This is a genomic window from Streptomyces caatingaensis, assembly GCF_001187435.1.
Taxonomy (GTDB): domain Bacteria; phylum Actinomycetota; class Actinomycetes; order Streptomycetales; family Streptomycetaceae; genus Streptomyces; species Streptomyces caatingaensis.
Window position 1 is genome coordinate 174,818 of the sequence record NZ_LFXA01000018.1, and the last position, 22,436, is coordinate 197,253.

General features: G+C 70.8%; 17 protein-coding genes. 10 read left to right on the forward strand and 7 right to left on the reverse strand.

The features are described from left to right. Nucleotides 1-239 precede the first annotated feature (239 nt). Nucleotides 240-2,846, reverse strand: a complete 2,607-nt coding sequence (locus AC230_RS27470; RefSeq protein ID WP_049719057.1) for a transglycosylase domain-containing protein — start codon at nt 2,844-2,846, stop codon at nt 240-242. Between the two features lie 397 nt (nt 2,847-3,243). Between AC230_RS27470 and AC230_RS27475 the strand changes: the two genes are divergently transcribed. The 3 genes from AC230_RS27475 (at nt 3,244) to AC230_RS27485 (ending at nt 6,379) form a co-directional block, all read left to right on the forward strand. Next, nucleotides 3,244-3,831 (forward strand): PadR family transcriptional regulator, encoded by a 588-nt coding sequence (locus tag AC230_RS27475; RefSeq protein WP_049719058.1) that lies wholly within the window; start codon nt 3,244-3,246, stop codon nt 3,829-3,831. 49 nt (nt 3,832-3,880) lie between these two features. After that, the gene (locus AC230_RS27480) at nt 3,881-4,963 is read left to right on the forward strand and encodes an inositol-3-phosphate synthase (protein WP_049719059.1); all 1,083 of its coding nucleotides are present in this window, start codon (nt 3,881-3,883) and stop codon (nt 4,961-4,963) included. A gap of 90 nt (nt 4,964-5,053) precedes the next feature. Continuing rightward, a complete protein-coding gene (locus AC230_RS27485) occupies nt 5,054-6,379 on the forward strand; it encodes an MFS transporter (RefSeq protein ID WP_049719060.1) in 1,326 nt (441 codons plus the stop codon). A 17-nt stretch (nt 6,380-6,396) separates the two neighbouring features. On the opposite strand, the gene AC230_RS27490 is transcribed toward AC230_RS27485, so the two are convergent. Continuing rightward, on the reverse strand, nt 6,397-7,869 hold the full coding sequence (locus tag AC230_RS27490) for a CCA tRNA nucleotidyltransferase (RefSeq protein WP_049719061.1): 1,473 nt from the start codon (nt 7,867-7,869) through the stop codon (nt 6,397-6,399). A gap of 208 nt (nt 7,870-8,077) precedes the next feature. On the opposite strand from AC230_RS27490, the gene AC230_RS27495 reads away from it, so the two are divergent. The 7 genes from AC230_RS27495 to trxA all read left to right on the forward strand — a co-directional run bounded on the left by AC230_RS27495 (nt 8,078) and on the right by trxA (nt 17,532). Next, nucleotides 8,078-10,390, forward strand: coding sequence for a DUF6049 family protein (locus AC230_RS27495; RefSeq protein ID WP_078871621.1), 2,313 nt, complete (start codon nt 8,078-8,080; stop codon nt 10,388-10,390). A 46-nt stretch (nt 10,391-10,436) separates the two neighbouring features. Next, nucleotides 10,437-12,614, forward strand: a complete 2,178-nt coding sequence (gene murJ / locus AC230_RS27500; RefSeq protein WP_049719063.1) for a murein biosynthesis integral membrane protein MurJ — start codon at nt 10,437-10,439, stop codon at nt 12,612-12,614. A gap of 109 nt (nt 12,615-12,723) precedes the next feature. After that, entirely contained in the window at nt 12,724-14,370 is a 1,647-nt protein-coding gene (locus AC230_RS27505) for a protein kinase family protein (RefSeq protein ID WP_049719064.1), read from the forward strand. Nucleotides 14,371-14,466: 96 nt separating this feature from the next. Beyond that, the gene (gene sigM / locus AC230_RS27510) at nt 14,467-15,180 is read left to right on the forward strand and encodes an RNA polymerase sigma factor SigM (protein WP_198535627.1); all 714 of its coding nucleotides are present in this window, start codon (nt 14,467-14,469) and stop codon (nt 15,178-15,180) included. Next, complete coding sequence (locus tag AC230_RS27515) at nt 15,177-16,082, forward strand: zf-HC2 domain-containing protein (protein ID WP_049719065.1); 906 nt, start codon at nt 15,177-15,179, stop codon at nt 16,080-16,082. The genes sigM and AC230_RS27515 overlap by 4 nt, the downstream gene beginning before the upstream one ends. 116 nt (nt 16,083-16,198) lie before the next feature. Continuing rightward, nucleotides 16,199-17,167: a thioredoxin-disulfide reductase gene (gene trxB, locus AC230_RS27520; RefSeq protein WP_049719066.1), complete on the forward strand. Its 969-nt coding sequence runs from the start codon at nt 16,199-16,201 to the stop codon at nt 17,165-17,167. Nucleotides 17,168-17,205: 38 nt separating this feature from the next. Continuing rightward, nucleotides 17,206-17,532, forward strand: coding sequence for a thioredoxin (gene trxA, locus AC230_RS27525; RefSeq protein ID WP_049719067.1), 327 nt, complete (start codon nt 17,206-17,208; stop codon nt 17,530-17,532). Between the two features lie 120 nt (nt 17,533-17,652). Here the strand turns inward: trxA and AC230_RS27530 are convergent, their stop codons facing one another. The 5 genes from AC230_RS27530 to AC230_RS27550 form a co-directional block, all read right to left on the reverse strand. After that, nucleotides 17,653-18,270 carry a GNAT family N-acetyltransferase gene (locus AC230_RS27530; protein ID WP_049719068.1) on the reverse strand — a complete coding sequence of 206 codons (618 nt, stop codon included), beginning with the start codon at nt 18,268-18,270 and terminating at the stop codon, nt 17,653-17,655. Between the two features lie 306 nt (nt 18,271-18,576). Beyond that, complete coding sequence (locus tag AC230_RS27535; protein WP_049719069.1) at nt 18,577-19,701, reverse strand: ParB/RepB/Spo0J family partition protein; 1,125 nt, start codon at nt 19,699-19,701, stop codon at nt 18,577-18,579. Further along, nucleotides 19,698-20,771, reverse strand: coding sequence for a ParA family protein (locus AC230_RS27540; RefSeq protein WP_078871622.1), 1,074 nt, complete (start codon nt 20,769-20,771; stop codon nt 19,698-19,700). Before AC230_RS27540 ends, AC230_RS27535 begins: the two co-directional genes overlap by 4 nt. A 278-nt stretch (nt 20,772-21,049) precedes the next feature. After that, nucleotides 21,050-21,766 carry a 16S rRNA (guanine(527)-N(7))-methyltransferase RsmG gene (rsmG, locus tag AC230_RS27545; RefSeq protein WP_049719070.1) on the reverse strand — a complete coding sequence of 239 codons (717 nt, stop codon included), beginning with the start codon at nt 21,764-21,766 and terminating at the stop codon, nt 21,050-21,052. A 147-nt stretch (nt 21,767-21,913) separates the two neighbouring features. After that, nucleotides 21,914-22,435 (reverse strand): Jag family protein, encoded by a 522-nt coding sequence (locus AC230_RS27550; RefSeq protein WP_241833388.1) that lies wholly within the window; start codon nt 22,433-22,435, stop codon nt 21,914-21,916. Nucleotide 22,436: the final 1 nt, after the last annotated feature.

Sequence of the window (22,436 nt, forward strand, 5' to 3'; positions counted from 1 at the left end):
CCGTACCCGTGCCGCACCCGCCCGTGGCCCGCTGGAGCCTGTGGACAACCCCGGGCTTGTGGAAAACCTCGGGACCGTCCCGAGTGAAGGAACGGTCCCGAGGTGGACGTCCGGCCCGGCCGGAGGCGGTTCGGCAGGCGATCCGGCGGGCGGTTCGGCCGGCGATTCAGCCGGTCATTCGGCTGGTCATTCGGCTGGTCATTCGGCTGATCGTTCGGCCGGCCCTTCAGCGGGCCCTTTTAGCCGAAGAGGCCGCCGCCGCCCTGGCGACGGGTCTGTCCGGGGGGCGCCGGTTCGTCGCCGGTGTCGCTCTCCGGGCCGCCCGGACCACCGGTGGCCCCGCTGGTGGCCCCCGGTCCGGCCGAGGTGCCGCTGTCGGTGCCGTCGTGATCGCCCGTGTGGCACCGGGCGTCGAGCAGCCCGCAGGTCCGGCTCGGCCTGGGCGACGGGGAGGCCGGAGCCGACGGGGACGGCTCCGCGGTCTCCGAGGGCGACGCGGACGGCGAGGCCGAGGGCGCCGGCGCGGGGGAGGGGGACGCCCCGTCACCGAAGATCTTCTCCCCGATGGGCCGCGGCGGATCGAACTGCTTGATCGGAGTGCCCTTCAGCGCCTTCCCCATGTAGTCGGCCCAGATCTCCGCGGGGAACGACGCACCGTGGATCGTCGGCTTGCCGCCGACCCCGCGCATCGACAGGAACTCCTGGTTCTTCGCGTTGGGATCGACGCGGTACATGCCGATCGCCGTGGACAGCTGCGGGGTGTAGCCCGCGAACCAGGCCGAGCGGTTGCCGTCCGTCGTCCCCGTCTTGCCCGCCACCGGACGGGCCCCGAGCTTCGCCGCCGTGCCGGTGCCCGCCTCCACGACGGTCCTGAGCACGTCCGTCACGTTGTTGGCGACGTTGGGGCTGAACGCCTGCTGGGACTTCTGCTCGTGCTCGTAGGCCGGCTTGCCGTTCTTCTCCACCTTCGCGACCGAGTACGGGTCGATCTGGCGGCCGCTGTCCGCGAAGGTCGCGTACGCGCCGGCCAGCCGGATCGCGCTCGGCGCGGAGGTGCCCAGCGAGAACGTCGGGGTGATCGAGGCGAGCTGTTCCTTGTCCAGACCGGCGGCCAGGGCCGCCTCCCGGACGAGGTCCGTGCCGACGTCCATGCCGAGCTGGATGTAGGGGGTGTTCACCGAGAACTGCATGGCGGTGCGGAGGCTGATGAGGCCCCGGTCCTCGTCGCCGTCGTTCTTCTGGTGCCACTCGCTGCCGTCCCGGTCGTGCCAGACGGCCCCGTTGTACATGCGCAGGGTCAGCTTGTCGTCGCCGTTGTAGATGCTCTCGGGGGAGACCAGCGTGCGCTCGCTGTCGCTCTGCTGGGGCCCGAGGGCCGGGTTCCGCTTGCCGTGCGTCATCGCCGCGGCGAGGACGAAGGGCTTGAACGTCGAGCCCACCTGGACGCCGGTGTAGTCGGCGTTGTTGGTGAAGTGGGTCAGGGCGTTCTCGCCGCCGTAGATGGCGACGATCCTGCCCGTACCGGGCTCGACCGAGGCGCCGCCGAACTGCACGAACTTGTCGACCTCGCGCTTGTCGGGCTTGAGGTTCGCCCTGCGCACGGCCTCGACGGACTTCGCTAGGGCGTTGACCTTGTCCCGGTCGAACGTCGTGTAGATCTGGTAACCGCCCTTGTCCAGCTCGCCCTTGCTGATGGTGGAGTGGGCGGTGATGTAGTTGTCGGCGAGGTCGGTGAGGTAGCCGATCTGCCCGGCGCGGTTGGTCGCGGGCTTCGGCTTCTGCGGCTGCGGGAAGCCCTGTCCGACCCACTTGTCGCGGTCGGCCGCGCTCAGGTGCCCGACCTCGACCTCGCGGTCCAGCGTCCACTTCCAGCGGTCCGTGGCGCGCTTGGTGTTCTTCTCGGGCGTCGCGGCCGGGCCCTGGCCGCCGTAGGGGTCGTAGAGGTTCGGCCCGTTGAGCGTGGCCGCCAGGTAGGCGCTCTCGCTCGGCGTCAGGTCCGAGCAGTCCTTGTCGTAGTAGGCGCGCGCCGCCGCCTGGATGCCGTAGGCCCCCCGCCCGTAGTAGGCGGTGTTGAGGTAGCCGGCGAGGATGTCGTGCTTGTCCTGGGTCGCACCGACCTTGACGGAGATCAGCAGCTCGGTGATCTTGCGCTTGAGCGTCTGCTCCTGGCTCAGGTAGGTGTTCTTGACGAACTGCTGCGTGATCGTCGATCCGCTCTGCGTCTCACCGCCCTGCGCCATCTTCACGATCGCCCGGGCGATGCCCATCGGGTCGACGCCCCAGTCCTTGTAGAAACTGGCGTTCTCGGCGGAGATGACCGCGTTCTGCATGGAGAGGGGGATCTGGGAGATCGGCACGATCTGCCGGTTGAGGTTGCCCCCGCCGGCCACGACCATCTGCTTGCCGTCGGACCAGTAGTAGACGTTCTTCTGCACCTTCGAGGCGAGCTGGGCGCTCGGCACCTGCACCACGGCCAGGGCCACGCCCACCGTCCCGAAGATCAGGCCGGCGAACGACGCGGCGGCCCCGACGACCAGCCGCCAGGACGGAACCCAGCGCCGCCAGCCCTCCCGGCCGGCCCGCGGATAGTCGACCAGTCTCCTCCTTCCCGCGGCGGCCTCCCGCCGCCCCCCTCCTCCGGCCGGCGCCCTTCTGCGGCCGCCGGTCCCCCCGCGCCGGGCCGCGGCCCGCCCGCCGTAGGGGGGCGTCTCGCCCCGGTCCCGGCCGGGCACTGCGGAGCTGTTGCGTGGTGCGGCACGGCGGCCGGCCGGCTGCTGTGCCGCCCGCCGGGCCGCGGCTCGTCCGCCGCCCTGCGACCGCGGCGGCTTGCGACGATGCTCGCTCATCGAACGACTACTTCCTCGGGCAGGCGCTATCGCCTGGAAGCGGCAGGTGTGCGTTCCCCCCGGTGCGCGAAGCGGCCCCCTGAACGGCCGGGCGCACTGCATCCGGGACGAGGACGCCACCCGGCGCCACCCGGTTCCCAGTGGTCTGCATGGCGCACAGACTACGCACGGTCAAATCCCGACTACTCTGGATGTTCACTCCAATTCAGGCCGCCGGTGTCACACGAACCGGTGATGTGACCTCGTTCACCGTTCCTCCCCTTGTCGACTCAGGACCCGCGCTCTATCGTCTGGATGTATCGAGTCGATACATCAGCTCGGTACATCAGCTCGGAATAAGGGACCAGTAAAGACGCGGGAGCAAAGGACTAGGCTGTGGGGGACAAGGAGGCGAAGAATGAGCAGACGCTCCGGCATCCTCGAGTTCGCCGTCCTCGGCCTGCTCCGCGAATCCCCGATGCACGGCTACGAGCTGCGGAAGCGCCTGAACACCTCACTCGGTGTGTTCAGGGCGTTCAGCTACGGCAGCCTCTACCCCTGCCTGAAGTCCCTCGTGGCGAACGGCTGGCTGGTGGAGGAGCCCGGGAGCGCTCCCGAGGACGCCAAGGCGGCCTCGCTGGCCGGACGGCGGGCGAAGATCGTCTACCGCCTGACGGCGGAGGGGAAAGAGCACTTCGAGAAGTTGCTCGCGCACACGGGTCCGGACGCGTGGGAGGACGAGCACTTCGCCGCCCGCTTCGCGTTCTTCGGGCAGACCTCGCGGGACGTACGGATGCGCGTCCTGGAAGGCCGTCGCAGCCGGCTGGAGGAGCGCCTGGAGAAGATGCGAGCCTCCCTGGCCCGCACCCGGGAACGGCTGGACGACTACACCCTCGAGCTCCAGCGGCACGGCATGGAGTCCGTCGAGCGCGAGGTCCGCTGGCTGAACGAGCTGATCGAGAGCGAACGGGCCGGGCGTGACAGACGCGCCGGTCCGGACCAGTGAGCCCTGCACTCAGCAGGGCTTCGTCGAGAACGAACAGGGAGCAACCGGAATGGGTTCGGTTCGCGTAGCCATCGTCGGCGTGGGCAACTGCGCCGCCTCGCTGGTGCAGGGCGTCGAGTACTACAAGGACGCCGACCCGAACGGCCGCGTGCCGGGTCTGATGCACGTGCAGTTCGGCGACTACCACGTGCGGGACGTCGACTTCGTGGCCGCTTTCGACGTGGACGCCAAGAAGGTCGGGCTCGACCTCGCCGACGCCATCGGCGCCAGCGAGAACAACACGATCAAGATCTGCGACGTGCCCTCGACCGGTGTCACCGTCCAGCGCGGCCACACCCTCGACGGCCTCGGGAAGTACTACCGCCAGACCATCGAGGAGTCCGCCGAGGCCCCGGTCGACGTCGTCCAGGTCCTCAAGGACCGCGAGGTCGACGTCCTCGTCTGCTACCTCCCGGTGGGTTCCGAGGACGCCGCCAAGTTCTACGCGCAGTGCGCCATCGACGCGAAGGTCGCCTTCGTCAACGCCCTCCCGGTCTTCATCGCCGGCACCAAGGAGTGGGCCGACAAGTTCACCGAGGCCGGCGTGCCGATCGTCGGCGACGACATCAAGTCGCAGGTCGGCGCCACCATCACGCACCGTGTGATGGCCAAGCTCTTCGAGGACCGCGGCGTCATCCTCGACCGCACGATGCAGCTGAACGTCGGCGGCAACATGGACTTCAAGAACATGCTCGAGCGCGAGCGCCTGGAGTCCAAGAAGATCTCCAAGACGCAGGCCGTCACCTCCCAGATCCCCGACCGCGAGCTGGGCGAGAAGAACGTCCACATCGGCCCCTCGGACTACGTGGCCTGGCTGGACGACCGCAAGTGGGCCTACGTCCGCCTCGAGGGCCGCGCCTTCGGCGACGTCCCGCTGAACCTGGAGTACAAGCTCGAGGTCTGGGACTCCCCGAACTCCGCCGGTGTCATCATCGACGCCCTGCGCGCCGCGAAGATCGCCAAGGACCGGGGGATCGGCGGCCCGATCCTCTCCGCCTCCTCGTACTTCATGAAGTCGCCCCCCGTGCAGTACTTCGACGACGAGGCCCGCGAGAACGTCGAGAAGTTCATCAGGGGCGAGGTCGAGCGCTAGGCACGCGCCGGCATCCCCGCCACAGGCCCTCGGGACGAGTCGTCGGGCTCCCTGTCCCCGAGGGCCTGTCCCGTATGTGAAGCTGACCGCATGCCCGTCGTGCGTGATCTTCGCGTCCTGCTCCACCTGCGCGATTTCCGCCGCCTGCTGACCGTGCGTCTGCTCTCCCAGGGTGCCGACGGGGTCTACCAGGTCGCACTCGCCGCCCACGTCGTCTTCTCCCCCGAGAAACAGACGTCCCCCGCGGCCATCGCCTCGGCCATGGCCGTCCTGCTGCTCCCGTACTCCCTGCTGGGCCCCCTCACCGGTGTCCTCCTGGACCGCTGGCGCCGCCGGCAGGTACTCCTGCACGGCAACCTGCTGCGTGCCGTCCTGGCCGTCGGCACCGCCCTGCTGGTGCTCGCCACGGCGCCCGACGCGTTGTTCTACGTCTCCGCGCTGTCCGTCACCGCCGTCAACCGCTTCGTCCTCGCCGGGCTCTCGGCCTCGCTGCCGCACGTCGTGGACGATCAGGAGCGGCTGGTGACGGCCAACGCGCTCTCCCCGACCGCCGGCACGCTCGCCGCCACCGCGGGCGGGGGTGTGGCCTTCGCCGTACGGCTCGCCGCCCCGGGCGGGACCGCCTCCGACACCCTCGTCGTCCTCGTCGGCGCCGTCCTCTATCTCTGTGCCGGGGCGGCCGCGCTGCGCATCCCGGCCGACCTGCTGGGCCCCGGCGCCCTCGTCACCACGGTCTCCCTGCGGACGGCCCTCGTCACGACGGTGCGCGGCTTGACGGCCGGCCTCCGGCACCTGGCACACCGCCGGCCCGCCGGACGGGTACTGGCCGCCATGACCCTGATGCGCTTCTGCTACGGCGCCCTGACGGTGACCCTGCTGATGCTCTGCCGGTACGCCTGGACCGACAGCGACGCGGCGGGTCTGGCCCTGCTGGGCCTGGCCGTCAGCGTCTCGGGGGCCGGGTTCTTCGCGGCGGCGGTGATCACCCCATGGGCCACCGGCAGGTTCGGCAGGGTGGGCTGGATCGTCGTCTGCGCCGCCGCCGCTGCCGTCCTCGAACCGGCGCTGGGCCTGCCCTTCGCCCCGGTTCCGATGCTGATCGCCGCCTTCGTGCTGGGCCTGGTCACCCAGGGGGCCAAGATCTCCACGGACACGGTGGTGCAGGCCACCGTGGACGACGCCTTCCGTGGCCGGGTCTTCTCGCTCTACGACGTGCTCTTCAACGTCGCCTTCGTGGGCGCGGCGGGCGTGGCCGCACTGATGCTGCCGCATGACGGCCGGTCGGTCGGCCTCGTCGTCACCGTCGCGGTGCTCTACGCGGTGACGGCGGTCGCGCTGACGACGGGAGGGCCGGTTTCACGTGAAACAGCGCCGGCGGAGAGGCCGACCTCCGAGGACGGCGTACGTTTCACGTGAAACCGGGGCGGGCCCGCTCAGCTCTGCTGGTCCGCCCACCAGCGCTTGAGCTCGGCCACGGCCTCGTCCCGCTCCATCGGGCCCTTCTCCAGCCGGAGCTCCAGCATGTGCCGGTAGGCCCGGCCGACCTGGGGGCCGGGGCCGATCTCCAGGACCTGCATGATCTCGTTGCCGTCGAGATCCGGCCGGATGGCGTCCAGCTCCTCCTGCTCCTGGAGGGCGGCGATGCGCCGCTCCAGCCCGTCGTAGGCGTCGGAGAGCGCCTTGGCCTTGCGCTTGTTGCGGGTCGTGCAGTCGGAGCGGGTCAGCTTGTGCAGCCGGTCGAGCAGATGGCCCGCGTCCCGCACATAGCGCCGCACGGCCGAGTCCGTCCACTCGCCGGTGCCGTAGCCGTGGAAGCGCAGGTGCAGCTCGACGAGCTTCGAGACGTCCTTCACCTGCTCGTTGGAGTACTTGAGCTTGGTCATCCGGGAGCGGGTCATCTTGGCGCCGACCACCTCGTGGTGGTGGAAGGAGACCCTGCCGTCCTTCTCGAACCGGCGGGTCTTCGGCTTGCCGATGTCGTGCAGCAGCGCGGCCAGCCGCAGCACCAGGTCCGGCCCGCCCCCCGGCTGGTCGCGCGGGGCCTCCAGCGCGATGGCCTGGTCGAGGACGGTGAGGGTGTGCTCGTAGACGTCCTTGTGCCGGTGGTGCTCGTCGCTCTCCAGCCGCAGGGCCGGCAGCTCCGGGAGGACCAGCGCGGCCAGGCCGGTGTCGACGAGGAGGCGCAGGCCCTTGCGGGGGTGGTCGGAGAGGATCAGCTTGTTCAGCTCGTCACGGATCCGCTCGGCGGAGACGATTTCCAGCCGACCCGCCATCTCCGTCATCGCGGTGACGACCTCGGGAGCCACCTCGAAGTCGAGCTGGGCGGCGAAGCGCGCCGCCCGCATCATGCGCAGCGGATCGTCGGAGAAGGACTCCTCCGGGGTGCCGGGAGTGCGCAGGATCCGCGCGGCGAGGTCCTCGAGCCCGTTGTGCGGGTCGATGAACTCCTTCTCCGGGAGGGCCACGGCCATGGCGTTGACCGTGAAGTCACGGCGGACCAGGTCCTCCTCGATGGAGTCGCCGTAGGAGACCTCGGGCTTGCGCGAGGTCCGGTCGTAGGCCTCCGACCGATAAGTCGTGATTTCGAGATCGAAACCGGCCTTGCGGCAGCCGACGGTGCCGAAGGCGATGCCGACCTCCCAGACCGCGTCCGCCCACGGCCGGACGATCTTGAGGACGTCGTCGGGCCGGGCGTCCGTCGTGAAGTCCAGGTCGTTGCCCAGGCGCCCGAGCAGCGCGTCCCGTACCGACCCGCCGACCAGGGCGAGCGTGAACCCGGCGTCCCTGAAACGGCGGCCGAGGTCGTCGGCGACGGGGGACACCCGCAGGAGCTCGCTCACGGCACGGCGCTGCACGTGGCTGAGTTCGTTCGTCGGCGTGGGATGGCTGTTGTTGGCATTCGGCACAACAGAAGAGGGTACGTGGCCGGGGCCCGATAGACGTCCTCGATCGAGACCGCTGTGTGAGGCGCTTCATAAACCGCTCGTGGCCTGGCCGGCCCCGCCGCCGGTGATCATGTGCGGCGGTCCGCAGCACTTAGGCACAGCGCGCCTCGTTACCATTCGTGGACGCACAACCGACGACCACTGACGACGACGAGGGACGGGCGAGCGCGTGGCCGAAGCGGCAGAGTTCCAGGGGACGACACCCGCTCCTGCCGTCCGGCGGTTCCGGCACCTCGTGACGGTGCTCACCGGCCTGCTGGTCCTCCTCGGCATGGCCGAGCTGCCGTCCGCCCCCGCCGCGCACGCGGACGCGGGGGGCTCCCGCACGGTCGGCGTCTCCATCGACACCCTCACGCCGGGCGCCCCGACGCAGAACGACAAGATCACGATCTCGGGCACCGTGACCAACAAGAGCAGGACGACGGTCACCGGCGGCCACGTGGGCCTGCGCACGGGCCCGCTGCTCACCACGCGCAGCGAGATCGACGACATCGGCGACCGGACGTCCTTCTCCCCCGGCACGGACGGCCCCGAGATCGGCGGCCACACCCAGAAGATCGGCAAGCTGCAGCCCGGCGTCAGCCGCGAGTTCAGCCTGACGCTGCCGGCCAAGGACCTCAAGCTCGACAAGGACGGCGTCTACCAGCTGGGCGTCTCCTTCTCCGGCCAGACCGCCGACCAGGGCTACGAGCGGGTGCTCGGCATCCGGCGGACCCTGCTGCCGTGGCAGCCCTCCGGCACCGACGGCAAGAAGACGAAGCTGACCTTCCTGTGGCCGCTGATCTCCAGCACCCGTCTCACCGGCCGCACCGAGTCGGACCAGCAGCAGACGCCGGTCTTCCCCGACGACGACCTCGCCGCGGAGCTGGCGCCCGGCGGGCGCCTCCAGCAGCTCGTCGCCCTCGGCAAGAACCTGCCGGTGACCTGGGTCATCGACCCCGACCTGCTGGCCACCGTCGAGGCCATGACCAAGCGCTACCAGATCCCCGGACCGGACGGCGAGGACGTCCCGGGCCAGGGCCAGGCCGTCGCCAAGCAGTGGCTCGGCCAGCTCCAGAGCGCCGTGGCCGGCCACCAGGTCGTCGCGCTCCCCTTCGCCGACCCCGACCTCGCCTCGCTCGCGCACCGCGGCAAGAACGTCCCGGGCACGCTGGGACACCTCCAGTCGGCCACGGAGCTCGCCGCGACCACGGTGGACACGATCCTCCAGGTCAAGCCGCGCACCGACTTCGCCTGGCCGGTGGACGGCGCGGTCGACTCCTCCGTCGTCGACGTCGCCACCTCGGCCGGCGCCCACAACATCATCGCCCGCAGCGACAGCCTCCGGGAGCCCGACGGCTCCCCGTACGCCCCCACGGCGGCCCGGCAGATCGGCGGCGGGAACACCGCGATCGTGGCCGACGCCCGCCTCTCGACGGCCTTCGAGGGCGACCTGACGCGCGCGGGCGACGCCTCGCTCGCGGTCCAGCGGTTCCTCGCCCAGAGCCTCATGGTCAACAAGCAGGCGCCGGAGAACGAGCGGAGCATCGTCGTCGCCCCGCAGCGCGTCCCGACCACCAGCCAGGCCCAGGCGATGGCGACGGCGCTCGGCGCCCTCTCCGACGGCCGCTGGACGGAGCCGCTCGACCTGGGGGACGCGGCCAAGGCCAAACCGGACCCGTCGGCCGGCCGCCACGTACCCGGCACCGGCGCCTACCCGGACTCCCTGCGCTCCCAGGAACTGTCCGCCGAGACCTTCACGGCCGTCCGCGCGACCCAGGCGTCCCTGGACAAGTTCAAGGCGATCCTGACCTCCCCCGAGCGCGTGGTCATCCCCTACGGCAGCGCGATCATGCGCGAGATGTCCACCTCCTGGCGGGGCGACGCGGCGGGCGCCTCCGACTTCCGCGGGGAGGTCAGCTCGAACCTCACCGGCCTCACCCAGCAGGTGAAGCTCGTCGAGAAGTCCGACGCGACGCTCTCCGGTCGCAGCGCGACCATCCCCGTGACCGTGAAGAACGGACTGCTCCAGGGCGTCACCGGGCTGACGCTGCGCCTGGAGTCCACCCAGCCGAACCGGCTGAAGGTGGAGAGCGAGCAGCCGGTGAAGATCGAGGGCGGGCACAGCCAGTCGGTCAAGTTCGAGACGCGGGCCTATGCGAACGGCCCGGTCAGGCTGCGGGCCCGGCTCTACACCGCCGACAACCAGCCGTTCGGTGATCCCGTCGAGTTCACTGTGCATGTCACCTCCGTCACCCTTATGGTGCTGCTGGTCATCGCCGGAGGTGTTTTCCTCCTCGTCCTCGCGGGACTCCGCATCTACCTCAAGCGCAAGCGCTCGGGGAACCGCGAGCCCTCCGCGGACGGCTCCGGCGACGGCGGAGCAGACCCCTCGGACGACGACGGGCCCGGCGGCGACGAGCCCGAGCGGCCGGGTGACCCGGCGGACAGCGGAAAGCGGAGCGGTCGGCCCTCCGGTCCGGGTGAGAAAGTGGAACGTTGACGTGTCGTGGGGCCGGTCGGCCGCGGACGGATGAGGTGGGTTAGCGATGAACGCGCCGTACGACGGTGACCGCGGCCAGGGTGCCGGGGGAGACCGGCGGGACCAGTACCCGCCGGCCCCGCCCGGCGCCCAGGAGCCGCCGCGGCCGGAACCGTACGCCCAGGACCCCTACCTGCGCGACGCGTACGCCGCCGAGCCGTACCCCGGTCAGACCCCGGGCGGCCAGGCCCCGGCGCAGGGCGCGCCGTACGGGGGCGGCCCGCTCGTGCCCCCGCCCGGCCCCGTCCAGCCCCAGCAACCGCAACAGCAGCCGTGGCCCTCCGCGTACTCCTTCGACGACGCCACCACGCAGGTCATGGACAGCGTCCCCGGCGGCACGCCCGAGCCTCCGCGGCGCGACGCGTTCGCGCATCTCTACCGCGATCAGCAGCAGCCGTACGAGCCGCAGCGGCCGGCGGGGCAGCAGATTCCGGGGCCGGGGCAGTACAGCCCGCAGCCGACGCAGCCCGCCGTGCCGCTCTCCGAGCCGCTCGCGGCGGAGCCGCTGGACGAGCAGGAGCCCGCCCCCGCGGCCCCCGCCGCCAAGGGCGGCAAGGCGTCCGGGCTGCTGAAGTCGAGCGCGCTGATGGCGGCGGGCACGATGGTCTCCCGGCTCACGGGCTTCGTGAAGAACGCCCTCATCGTGGTCGCGCTCGGCACCGCGGTGCTCAGCGACACCTACACCGTGGCCAACCAGCTCCCCGCGATGGTCTTCTTCCTGACGATCGGCGGAGGTCTCAACTCCGTCTTCGTCCCGCAGCTGGTCCGTGCCATGAAGGAGGACTCGGACGGCGGCCAGGCCTACGCGAACCGACTGCTGACGCTCGTCAGCGTGATCCTCGGCGGCCTGGTCCTGCTCACCGTGCTGGGGGCGGAGTACCTCGTCCCCCTGATGTCGAACGACTTCGCCGACGACGCCGCGGCCAACTCCGTCACGGTGACCTTCGTCCGCTACTGCATGCCCACGATCTTCTTCACGGGCATCCACGTGGTGATGGGTCAGATCCTCAACGCCCGCGGCCGCTTCGGCGCGATGATGTGGACCCCCGTCCTCAACAACGTCGTCGTCATCACCACCTTCGGACTCTTCATCTGGGTCTACGGCACCTCCGGCACCTCCCACCTGGACGTGCACACGATCCCGCCGGAGGGCATCCGCCTGCTCGGCGTGGGCACGCTGCTCGGACTGGTGGTCCAGGCCCTGGCGATGCTGCCCTACCTGCGGGCGACCGGGTTCAAGGTCCGCCCCCGCTTCGACTGGCGCGGCCACGGCCTGGGCAAGGCCGCGAAGCTGGCCAAGTGGACGATGTTGTTCGTCCTGGCCAACCAGGCGGGCAACCTCGTCGTCACCCAGCTCGCCACCGCGGCCGGCCACGAGGCGTCCCGCCAGGGCCACCCCGGCACCGGCATCACGGCCTACATCAACGCCCAGTTGATCTGGAACATGCCGCAGGCCATCCTGACCGTCTCGATCATGGCCGCGATGCTTCCCCGGCTCTCTCGCTCGGCCCTCGACGGAGACGTCAGCGCGGTCCGGGACGACATCTCCCAGGGCCTGCGCACCTCGGCCGTCGCCATCGTGCCCGTCGCCTTCAGCTTCCTGGCGCTGGGCATCCCGATGTGCACCCTCCTCTTCGGCTCGTCCGGCGACGGTGCCCGTTCCTTCGGTTACACCCTCATGGCGTTCAGCCTGGGCCTGATCCCGTTCTCCGTGCAGTACGTCATCCTGCGCGCCTTCTACGCGTACGAGGACACCCGCACCCCCTTCTACAACACGGTGATCATCGCCGCCGTCAACGCCTCGTGCTCGGCGATCAGCTACTTCGTCCTCCCGGCCCGCTGGGTCGTGGCGGGCATGGGCGCCTCCTACGGCCTCGCCTACGCCGTCGGCGTCGGCGTCGCCTGGCGGCGCCTGCGGAACCGGCTCGGGGGCGACCTCGACGGCGCCCGCGTGGTGCGGACGTACGCCCGCCTGGCGGGCGCCTGCATCCCGGCCACGATCGTCGGCGGCGTCGCCGCCTACGGCGTCGGGCAGGTCCTGGGCAGCGGCGTGACCGGATCGCTCGCCGCCCTGGTCGTCGGCGGAGCCCTCCTGCTCGCCATCTTCTACGCGGCCGCCAAGCGCATGCGCGTCGAGGAGCTGACCGCCATGGTCGGCATGGTCCGGGGGCGCCTCGGACGCTGACCGGAGCACAACCTTCGCCCACCGCCGTGTGTCGTGCAGGGCGACGGAGTGTGGGCACAATTGTCTTGGCCGCGGACAGGGTGCAACGGACGGGGAGGCAGGAACGACGGTGGCGGAACGGAGCACGGCTGCCGTCGACGTGGCAAACAGCAGCGCCGCCAAGGCGGGCAAGGCCACGGCCGACGGCACGGAGGCCGGGAAGACCCAGAAGGACGTCGTCGGCGCGCGCGAGGACGACGGGCGCGCGGAGCGCCCTGCCGAGTTGCACAGCGGCCACAAGCTCGCCGGACGGTACCGCCTCGAGGAATGCGTCACCCGTCTGGACGGATTCAGTAGCTGGCGTGCCGTCGACGAGAAGCTGCGCCGGGCCGTCGGCGTCCACCTGCTGCCCGCCGATCACCCCCGTGCCCGCTCGGTGCTCGCCGCCGCGCGCTCCGCGGCGCTGCTCGGCGACCCGCGCTTCGTCCAGGTCCTCGACGCGGTCGAGGAGAACGACCTCGTCTACGTCGTCCACGAGTGGCTGCCCGACGCCACGGAGCTGACCGCGGTCCTCGCGGCCGGCCCCATGGAGCCCTTCGACGCCTACCAGCTCGTGAGCCAGGTGTCCCAGGCGATGGCGTCGGCCCACCGCGAGGGGCTGGCGCACCTGCGGCTCGGGCCCGCGTCCGTGCTGCGCACCGGCAGTGGGCAGTACCGCATCCGCGGCCTCGCCGTGATGGCCGCCCTGCGCGGCATCACCTCCGACTCCCCCCAGCGCACCGACACCGAGGCCATCGGCGCCCTGCTGTACGCGGCGCTCACCCAGCGCTGGCCCTACGAGGGCAACGCGCACGGCCTGGCGGGGCTGCCCAAGGGCGTCGGGCTGATCGCACCCGACCAGGTGCGCGCGGGCGTCCATCGCGGGCTCTCCCAGCTGGCGATGCGGGCGCTCACCTCCAAGGGGCAGGAGGAGCCCTGCACGACCCCGGAGGAGCTCGCCAAGGCGGTCGCGGCGATGCCGCGCATCCGGCCGCCGGAGACGCCCTTCACCGCGGGTCCGTCCTACCACCGGCCCCAGGCCGGAGGGTACGGACCGCCCGTGGCACACCCGGCCGCCGCCGCTCCGCCGCCCCCGCTGCAGAGCCGCACGGGCACGGCCATCAAGTGGATCGTCTCCTCGCTGCTCATCGCCGCGCTGGGCCTGGGCAGCTGGCAGCTCGCGGACACGCTGCTGAAGAAGGGGGACAAGGACGACGACACCCACCACTCGCAGTCGTCGGACGGCGGCTCCCCGAACAAGCCCGCCAACCACAAACTGTCCATCAAGGACAGCCACGAATACGCCCCCGACGGCAGTCCTCAGAACCCCGACAAGGTGCAGTTCACCTACGGCGAGGACAACGGCCCCGCCTGGCGCACACGCTCCTTCACCGACCAGCTGGCTCCCAACTCCTACAAGGAGGGTGTGGGCATCGTCTACGACCTCGGCAAGGAGCAGCAGCTCTCCGAGGCCAAGATCCGGATGCGTGACGCCGGCGGAACCAGGATCACGCTCTATGCGGCGGACGGTCTGGACACGTCCACCCCGGTGAACAAGATGAAGAAGCTCGCCGGGACCACCGAGAACGGCACGCTGGCGAAGTTCTCCGTGAAGAGCACGGTCAAGACGCGCTATGTGCTGATGTGGATCACCGCTCTGCCCTACAGCGGTCCCAAGGACTTCAGTGGGAGCGGCCACAAGCAGGCCATCAGCAACGTCCAGTTCCTCGGCCACTGACCCGAGGACCCGCTGCCCCTACCCAGTGGATCCCTCTCCTCTCTAAGTTGTTCTCAACAGCGGGCCGCGCGCGGCGTACGGCGCTCTCGGGGCGGGGTGAGTGCAATCGGAGAAGAAGCACGACAGCGGGGCACACCGCCCGGCGGCAGTGACAGCGAGCTGCTCGCCCGGCACGTCGCCGGCGATCCCGACGCCTTCGGCGAGATCGTGCGGCGGCACAGGGACCGGCTCTGGGCCGTGGCCCTGCGCACCCTCGGCGACCGGGAAGAGGCCGCGGACGCCGTCCAGGACGCCCTCGTCTCCGCCTACCGCGCCGCCCACACCTTCCGCGGCCAGTCCGCCGTCACCACCTGGCTGCACCGCATCACCGTGAACGCCTGCCTGGACCGTGCCCGCAAGGCCGCCGCCCGACGAACCTCGCCCCTCGTGGAGACGGAGAAGCTGGAACACCTGCTGGAGCCGCACGAGTCCGCGGCCGAGCCGGCGGAACGCGGGGATCTGCACCGCGAGTTGCTCGGCGCGCTGGCCACGCTGCCGCCCGACCAAAGGGCCGTCCTCGTCCTGGTCGACATGCAGGGCTATCCCGTCGCGGAGGCGGCCGCCGTGCTGAACATCCCCGTCGGGACGGTGAAGAGCCGTTGCGCCAGAGCCCGGGCCAGGCTGCTGCCGCTCCTCACCCATCTGCGTCCGGACGGCAGGGGTAGCCCTTCCGGCGAGCGGGAAAGGAACCGGTCGCAGGGCACGACCGTCCCACCACCGGCGGGACAGAGTGACGTGGATCCAGTGAAGGGCGGAGGTGGACGAGCGTGACCTCGACGACCGGCACGGAGGGGCATCCGGAGGTCGCGGAAATCTCCGCGCTCACCGAGGGGATCCTGTCCCCCGCGCGCACCGCGGATCTGCGGGAGCACCTCGCGGACTGCGTGATCTGTGAGGACGTACGCGTCTCCCTCGACGAGATCAGGGGACTGCTGGGCACCCTGCCGGGCCCGGTGCGGATGCCGGCGGACGTCGCCGGGAGGATCGACGCGGCCCTCGCGGCCGAAGCACTGCTCGACGCGACCTCCCCGGGCACCGGACGCCCCGGTGTTTCACGTGAAACGGCACCGCGGTCGGACGAGCGTGTTTCACGTGAAACGACGGACCGCGTTTCACGTGAAACAGTGACGGCCGGCCGCCCCGCGGGCCGTCCCCGCGCAGCCACCGGCCCGGGCCGAGGGGCCTCGCCCCGGAGGCGCCGCTGGGCCGGGATGCTGATCGGCGGAGCCTGCGCCGCCGCGGCCCTCGGTGTCGGCACCGTCCTCCTCCAGGGCGGCGACGGTGGAGGGGACGGCACCCCGGCCACGGCCGGACAGCGCACCTCCTCGGCGATCGCCGTGACCGAGATCAAGACCCGGGTCCACGACGCCCTCAAGGACCTCAAGGGCAGTGACGGCGGGGGGATGCGAGCCCAGGACAGCCGGGAGACGGTACCCTTCCAGGACTCGGGCACCACCGCGCCCAGCTGTGTGCAACAGGCCATCGGCCGCCCCGAAACGGCTCTCGTCACACGTCATGAGCGGTTCACCGGGACGGACACCTATCTGGTCGTCTTCGCGCACGCCGGCGACGACACACTCGTTGACGTCTATGTCGTCGCGGCGGACTGTGTCGCCTCATCGCCCGGCATTCCGGGAAAGGTCCTGGTGAACCAGACGATCGCCCGTTCCTGAGCGGTCTCCCCGGCCGCTGCGATGCCCTGGGGGGAATGCTCGCCCCGTAGGATCCGTTGGGTGGGGTGAGACCCAGCACAGCAGGCAGCAAGTCGGCAGAGACGAGGAAGAAACCAGTGAGCGACGTCCGCAACGTGATCATCATCGGCTCCGGGCCCGCGGGCTACACGGCGGCGCTCTACACCGCCCGCGCCTCCCTCAAGCCGCTGGTCTTCGAGGGCTCGGTGACTGCCGGTGGCGCCCTGATGAACACCACCGACGTGGAGAACTTCCCGGGCTTCCGCGAGGGCATCATGGGCCCCGACCTCATGGACAACATGCGGGCCCAGGCCGAGCGGTTCGGCGCCGAGCTGATCCCGGACGACATCACCGCTGTCGACCTCAGCGAGGACATCAAGACGGTCACCGACTCCGCCGGCACCGTCCACCGTGCCAAGGCCGTCATCGTCGCCACCGGCTCGCAGCACCGCAAGCTGGGCCTGCCCCGCGAGGACGAGCTCTCCGGCCGCGGGGTCTCCTGGTGCGCCACCTGCGACGGGTTCTTCTTCAAGGACAAGGACATCGTCGTGGTCGGCGGCGGCGACACCGCGATGGAGGAGGCCACCTTCCTCTCCCGCTTCGCCAGGACCGTCACCGTCGTCCACCGCCGCGACGCCCTGCGCGCGAGCAAGGCCATGCAGGACCGCGCCTTCGCCGACCCGAAGATCTCCTTCGTGTGGAACAGCGAGGTCGCCGAGATCCACGGCGAGAGCAAGCTCACCGGGCTGACCCTGCGCGACGTCAAGACGGGCGAGACCTCCGAGCTGGCGGTCGAGGGCCTCTTCATCGCCATCGGCCACGACCCCCGTACCGAGCTCTTCAAGGGCCAGCTGGACCTGGACGACGAGGGCTACCTCAAGGTCGAGTCCCCCACCACCCGCACCAACCTCACGGGCGTCTTCGCCGCCGGTGACGTCGTGGACCACACCTACCGTCAGGCGATCACCGCCGCGGGCACCGGCTGCTCCGCCGCCCTGGACGCGGAGCGGTTCCTGGCCGCCCTCGGCGACGGTGTGAACGTCCGCGAGCCCGAGCAGACCGCCTGATCACCCCCCTCCGCACAAAGAACCAAGGAGACCGCACAATGGCTCTCAAGGCCGTGACCGACGCGTCCTTCGACGAGGACGTCCTGAAGAGCGACAAGCCCGTCCTGCTGGAGTTCTGGGCCGAGTGGTGCGGTCCGTGCCGCCAGATCGCCCCCTCGCTCGAGGCCATCGCCGCCGAGCACGGCGACAAGCTCGAGGTCGTCAAGCTCAACATCGACGAGAACCCCACCACCGCCGCCAAGTACGGCGTCATGTCGATCCCGACCCTCAACGTCTACCGGGGCGGCGAGGTCGTCAAGACGATCGTCGGTGCCAAGCCGAAGGCGGCGCTGGAGCGCGACCTGGACGAGTTCATCGGCCAGTGAGAAGGCGAGCGCCGTTTCACGTGAAACGGCGGGTGTGAAGGAGGGGCTGTCCCCGTCGGGGACAGCCCCTCCTTCACACCCGAACAGCATGGCCGGACAGCACGCTCACGCCGGGCCCGCTCACAACGGCCGCAGGGCGGGCTCCTTCTGGACCGCGCCGAGCAGCCGGTCCAACGCCAGCTCGACGTCCTCCTTCCAGGAGAGCGCCGAACGCAGCTCCAACCGCAGCCGCGGATACCGCGGATGCTGCCGCACGGTCTTGAATCCGACCGCCAGCAGATGATCCGCCGGCAGGACGCACGCCGGCTCCTTCCAACGGGCGTCACCGAAGGCCTCGATGGCCTTGAACCCCCGTCGGAGCACATCCTTGGCCACCGTCTGCACCATCACCCGGCCGAGCCCCTGCCCCTGGAAGCGCGGCATCAGCCAGGCGGTGGTCAGCTGCACCGCGTCCGCCGCCACCGGGCTGGTGGGGAAGGCCGTGGAGCGGGGCACATAGGCCGGAGGGGCGTAGAGCACGAAGCCGACCGGCTCGTCGTCCACATAGACGACCCGGCCGCACGAGCCCCACTCCAGCAGCACCGCCGAGATCCAGGCCTCCTTCTCCAGCTCCGGACGTCCCGCTCTCAGCGCGGCCTCACCGCTGACGGGGTCCAGCTCCCAGAAGACACAGGCGCGACAGCGCTTCGGGAGGTCCGGGAGATTGTCCAGAGTGAGCGGTACGAGCCGACGCCCCATCGAGCCAGTTCCTCACTTCCTGCGCGTGCCACGCCCTGGGAGACGCCCAGCACACTGCGCTCCCTGAGCAGGCCGCCGACGAATCCGGCAAGTGCCCCCAGGCCCAGCCCCGTCGCCACCCAGCCGTTCCGGCTCACCGTTCGCATGGCCTCGCCCCTCCGTGAACTGCGACAGCGTGTCCGACGCGGTTGTGCCATACCTCAACGCATCGTAGCCACAGGGCGATTGGGCCGACAGTCGACAAAGGCAAAGGGGCGGCCTGTGTTTCACGTGGAACACAAGCCGCCCCGAAAGACCGGAAGGGAATTACTCCCCGGTGCCGTCACCGGACGCGGTCTCGTCGGACGCGTCCTCCGAGAGCTTCTGGTCCAGCACCCCGCCTTCACCGGGAGCGAGGGTGCCCAGGATCCGCTCCAGGTCGTCGATCGAGGCGAACTCGACGACGATCTTTCCCTTCTTCTGCCCGAGGTCCACCTTCACCCGGGTGTCGAAGCGGTCCGAGAGCCGCGACGCCAGATCGCTCAGCGCGGGGGAGACCCTGGCCCCGGCCCGGAGCCCCCTGGCCTTCGTGGACTTCTTCGTCCGCGAGCCCATCAGCTGGACGATCTCCTCCACCGAGCGCACGGAGAGCCCCTCCGCCACGATGCGGCGGGCGAGCTTCTCCTGCTCCTGTGCGTCGTCGATCGAGAGCAGCGCCCTGCCATGGCCGGCGGAGAGCACTCCGGAGGCGAGCCGCAGCTGCACCTCCGGCGAAAGCTTCAGCAGCCGGAGGGTGTTGGAGACCTGCGAACGCGAGCGGCCGATGCGGTCCGCGAGCTCGTCGTGCGTGCAGGCGAAGTCCTTGAGCAACTGGTCGTAGGCCGCCGCCTCCTCCAGGGGGTTGAGCTGCGCCCGGTGGAGGTTCTCCAGCAGCGCATCCAGGAGGAGCTTCTCGTCCTCCGTGGCCCGGACGATGGCGGGGATCTTCTCCAGTCCGGCCTCACGGCAGGCCCGCCAGCGCCGCTCGCCCATGATGAGCTCGTAGCGCTCGGGGCCCAGCTGCCGGACGACGACGGGCTGGAGGAGCCCCACTTCGCGAATGGAGGTGACCAGCTCGGCCAGGGCGTCCTCGTCGAACACCTCACGGGGCTGCCGCGGGTTGGGCGTGATGGAGTCCAGGGGGAGCTCCGCGAAGTGCGCTCCCGCCACCGTCTCCACGGCCTCGGGCTGCTGCGCGGCCGGCACCTCGGGCACCGCGGCATCGGCCGCCGCGGCAGCCGCCTCCTTCTCCGCGATCCGTGTCGCCGCCATCCGGTCCGCGGTCAGCAAGGGCATCGCGGTGGGGGACGTCGCACCGGGCCCCATCGCGGGCGTACCGATCTCCGCTCCCTTGGGCGCCGCCGGGATCAGTGCACCGAGCCCCCGGCCCAGTCCTCTACGTCGCTCACTCACTGCAGCCCCTCCGACATGCTGTGCTGGTCATGCTGTTGCTGACGGCCCACCATATGGGCCCTGTCGCCGTCGTACTGCACGCCGACTCCCCGGAGCGCGATCTCCCGGGCCGCCTCCATGTACGACAGCGCACCGCTGGAGCCCGGGTCGTATGTGAGCACCGTCTGGCCGTAGCTGGGCGCCTCGGAGATGCGGACCGAGCGCGGAATGCTGGTCCGCAGCACCTCCTGGCCGAAGTGGCTGCGCACCTCGTCGGCCACCTGGGAGGCGAGCCGCGTCCGGCCGTCGTACATGGTCAGCAGGATCGTCGACACATGGAGCTTGGGGTTGAGATGCCCCCGGACGAGCTCGACGTTCCGCAGCAGCTGTCCCAGGCCCTCCAGCGCGTAGTACTCGCACTGAATGGGGATCAGCACCTCGGCGCCCGCGACCAGGGCATTGACCGTCAGCAGGCCCAGCGAGGGAGGACAGTCGATCAGGATGTAGTCCAGCGGCTGTTCATAGGCCTTGATGGCCCGGTCCAGCCGGCTCTCGCGGGCCACCAGGGAGACGAGCTCGATCTCGGCACCGGCCAGGTCGATGGTGGCGGGGGCGCAGAAGAGACCCTCGACGTCCCGGACGGGCTGCACCACTTCGGACAGCTTCCGCTGGTCCACCAGAACGTCGTAGATCGACGGCACCTCGGCGTGGTGGTCGATGCCCAGCGCCGTCGAGGCGTTGCCCTGCGGGTCGAGGTCCACCACCAGCACCCGGTTGCCGTGCAGCGCCAGCGAGGCCGCCAGGTTGACCGTGGTCGTGGTCTTGCCGACCCCGCCCTTCTGGTTGGCGACCACCATCACCCGGGTCTGCTCCGGCCGGGGCATCTGGGGCGGCGTTTCCCGTCCCGCCCCGGGGTGCGGCGCGGTTTCACGTGAAACGGACCCCGCGGCACCCGCGGGGGCGGGGACCGGTTCGGAGTCGGCGGGGCGGGGACCGGGGACCGGATCGGCCATCGGCCCCGCGATATTGGCGTCGGACCGCAAGGATTCACTCTCCTCGACATCAGGCTCGCGATGTGGAGAGCCTGCCATGTTTCCCGGGGTGCGAACCAGTGAGGCCCGCTCCCCTGTGGATGAATCCACCGTGCCTGTGGATAGCCGTGACGGCTCCACGACGTCGACCGTCCGTCGATCACGCGCCGCGGCCGCCCGGCCGCGGCCGATGATTCCCTGCAGCAAGGAGCGATGTTTCACGTGAAACACGATGCACGTGACGCACCGCTCACCCGCCGCGACACTCCGTGATGTAAACGTCAGTCAGCTTGTATGGAGCATGGGGCAGGTCCGGAGGACCCGCCCGGCTCCACCCGTCAGCGCCGGCGGCGGGAACGGCTCACGCGGGCGGCCTTGGCCCGCTTGGCCGCGAAGCGCACGCCTCCGGGGCTCTCGCCGACCTCGACCCGCACCAGGGTCGACGGCGGGTCCACGATCCCCTGGCCGACCTGGAGCACCGACGTCCGCTCCACCCCCAGCTTGCTCAGCGCCGCCCGGGCGCCCTTGAGCTCCTCCTCGGCCGTGTCCCCCTTGAGGGCCAGCATCTCGCCGTACGGCCGCAGCAGCGGCACGCCCCAGCCGGCGAGCCGGTCCAGGGGGGCCACCGCGCGCGCCGTCACCACGTGCACCGGCTGGAGCTTGCCCAGCACCTCCTCGGCCCGGCCGCGCACGACCGTGACATGGTCCAGCCCGAGGAGCTCGACGACCTCGGAGAGGAACGTGGTGCGCCGCAGCAGCGGCTCCAGGAGCGTGATCTGGAGGTCGGAACGGACCAGGGCCAGCGGGATGCCCGGCAGTCCGGCCCCCGAGCCCACGTCGCACACCGAGACGCCCTCGGGCACGGCCTCGGAGAGCACCGCGCAGTTCAGCAGGTGCCGTTCCCACAGCCGGGGAACCTCGCGGGGCCCGATGAGACCGCGCCGGACGCCCGCGTCGGCCAGCAGCTCGGCATAGCGAACGGCGTCCGGAAAGCGGTCGCCGAAAACCGCCCGTGCCTCCGGGGGCGCCGGGGGGAGCTCCGCTGCCTCTTCCACGGTGAACCGTCCTTCCGTACCACGTTGTAGCGACGAGATCGACGACAGTGCGGTCCCCCGTCCCGCGGGGTCCGCACCGTCAGGCTGACAAGGTACGGCCCCGCCTGCGAACAGACGGGGCCGTACCTACCGGAAAGTGGGGTTGGGTCACGCCGGCAGGACGACGACGCGACGCTGCGGCTCCTCGCCCTCGGACTCGCTGCGCAGACCCGCCGAGGCCACCGCGTCGTGGACGACCTTGCGCTCGAAGGGCGTCATCGGGGCCAGCTTGACCGGCTTGCCGCTGCTCCTGGCGTCCGCCACGGCCTGCGCGCCCAGCTTGGCGAGCTCCTCGCGCTTGCGCGCCCGGAAGCCCGCGATGTCGAGCATGAGACGGCTGCGGTCACCGGTCTCCCGGTTGACCGCGAGCCGGGTCAGCTCCTGGAGCGCCTCCAGCACCTCACCGTCACGGCCCACCAGCTTCTGCAGATCGCGGCTGGTCGAGTCGCTGATGATCGACACCGACGCCCGGTCCGCCTCGACGTCCATGTCGATGTCGCCGTCCAGGTCGGCGATGTCGAGCAGACCCTCGAGGTAGTCGGCCGCGATCTCGCCCTCCTGCTCCAGGCGGGACAGCGTGTCGGTGCCCTCGGCGGCGGCCGCACTGGTCTGGTGCTGGGTGTCCGTCACG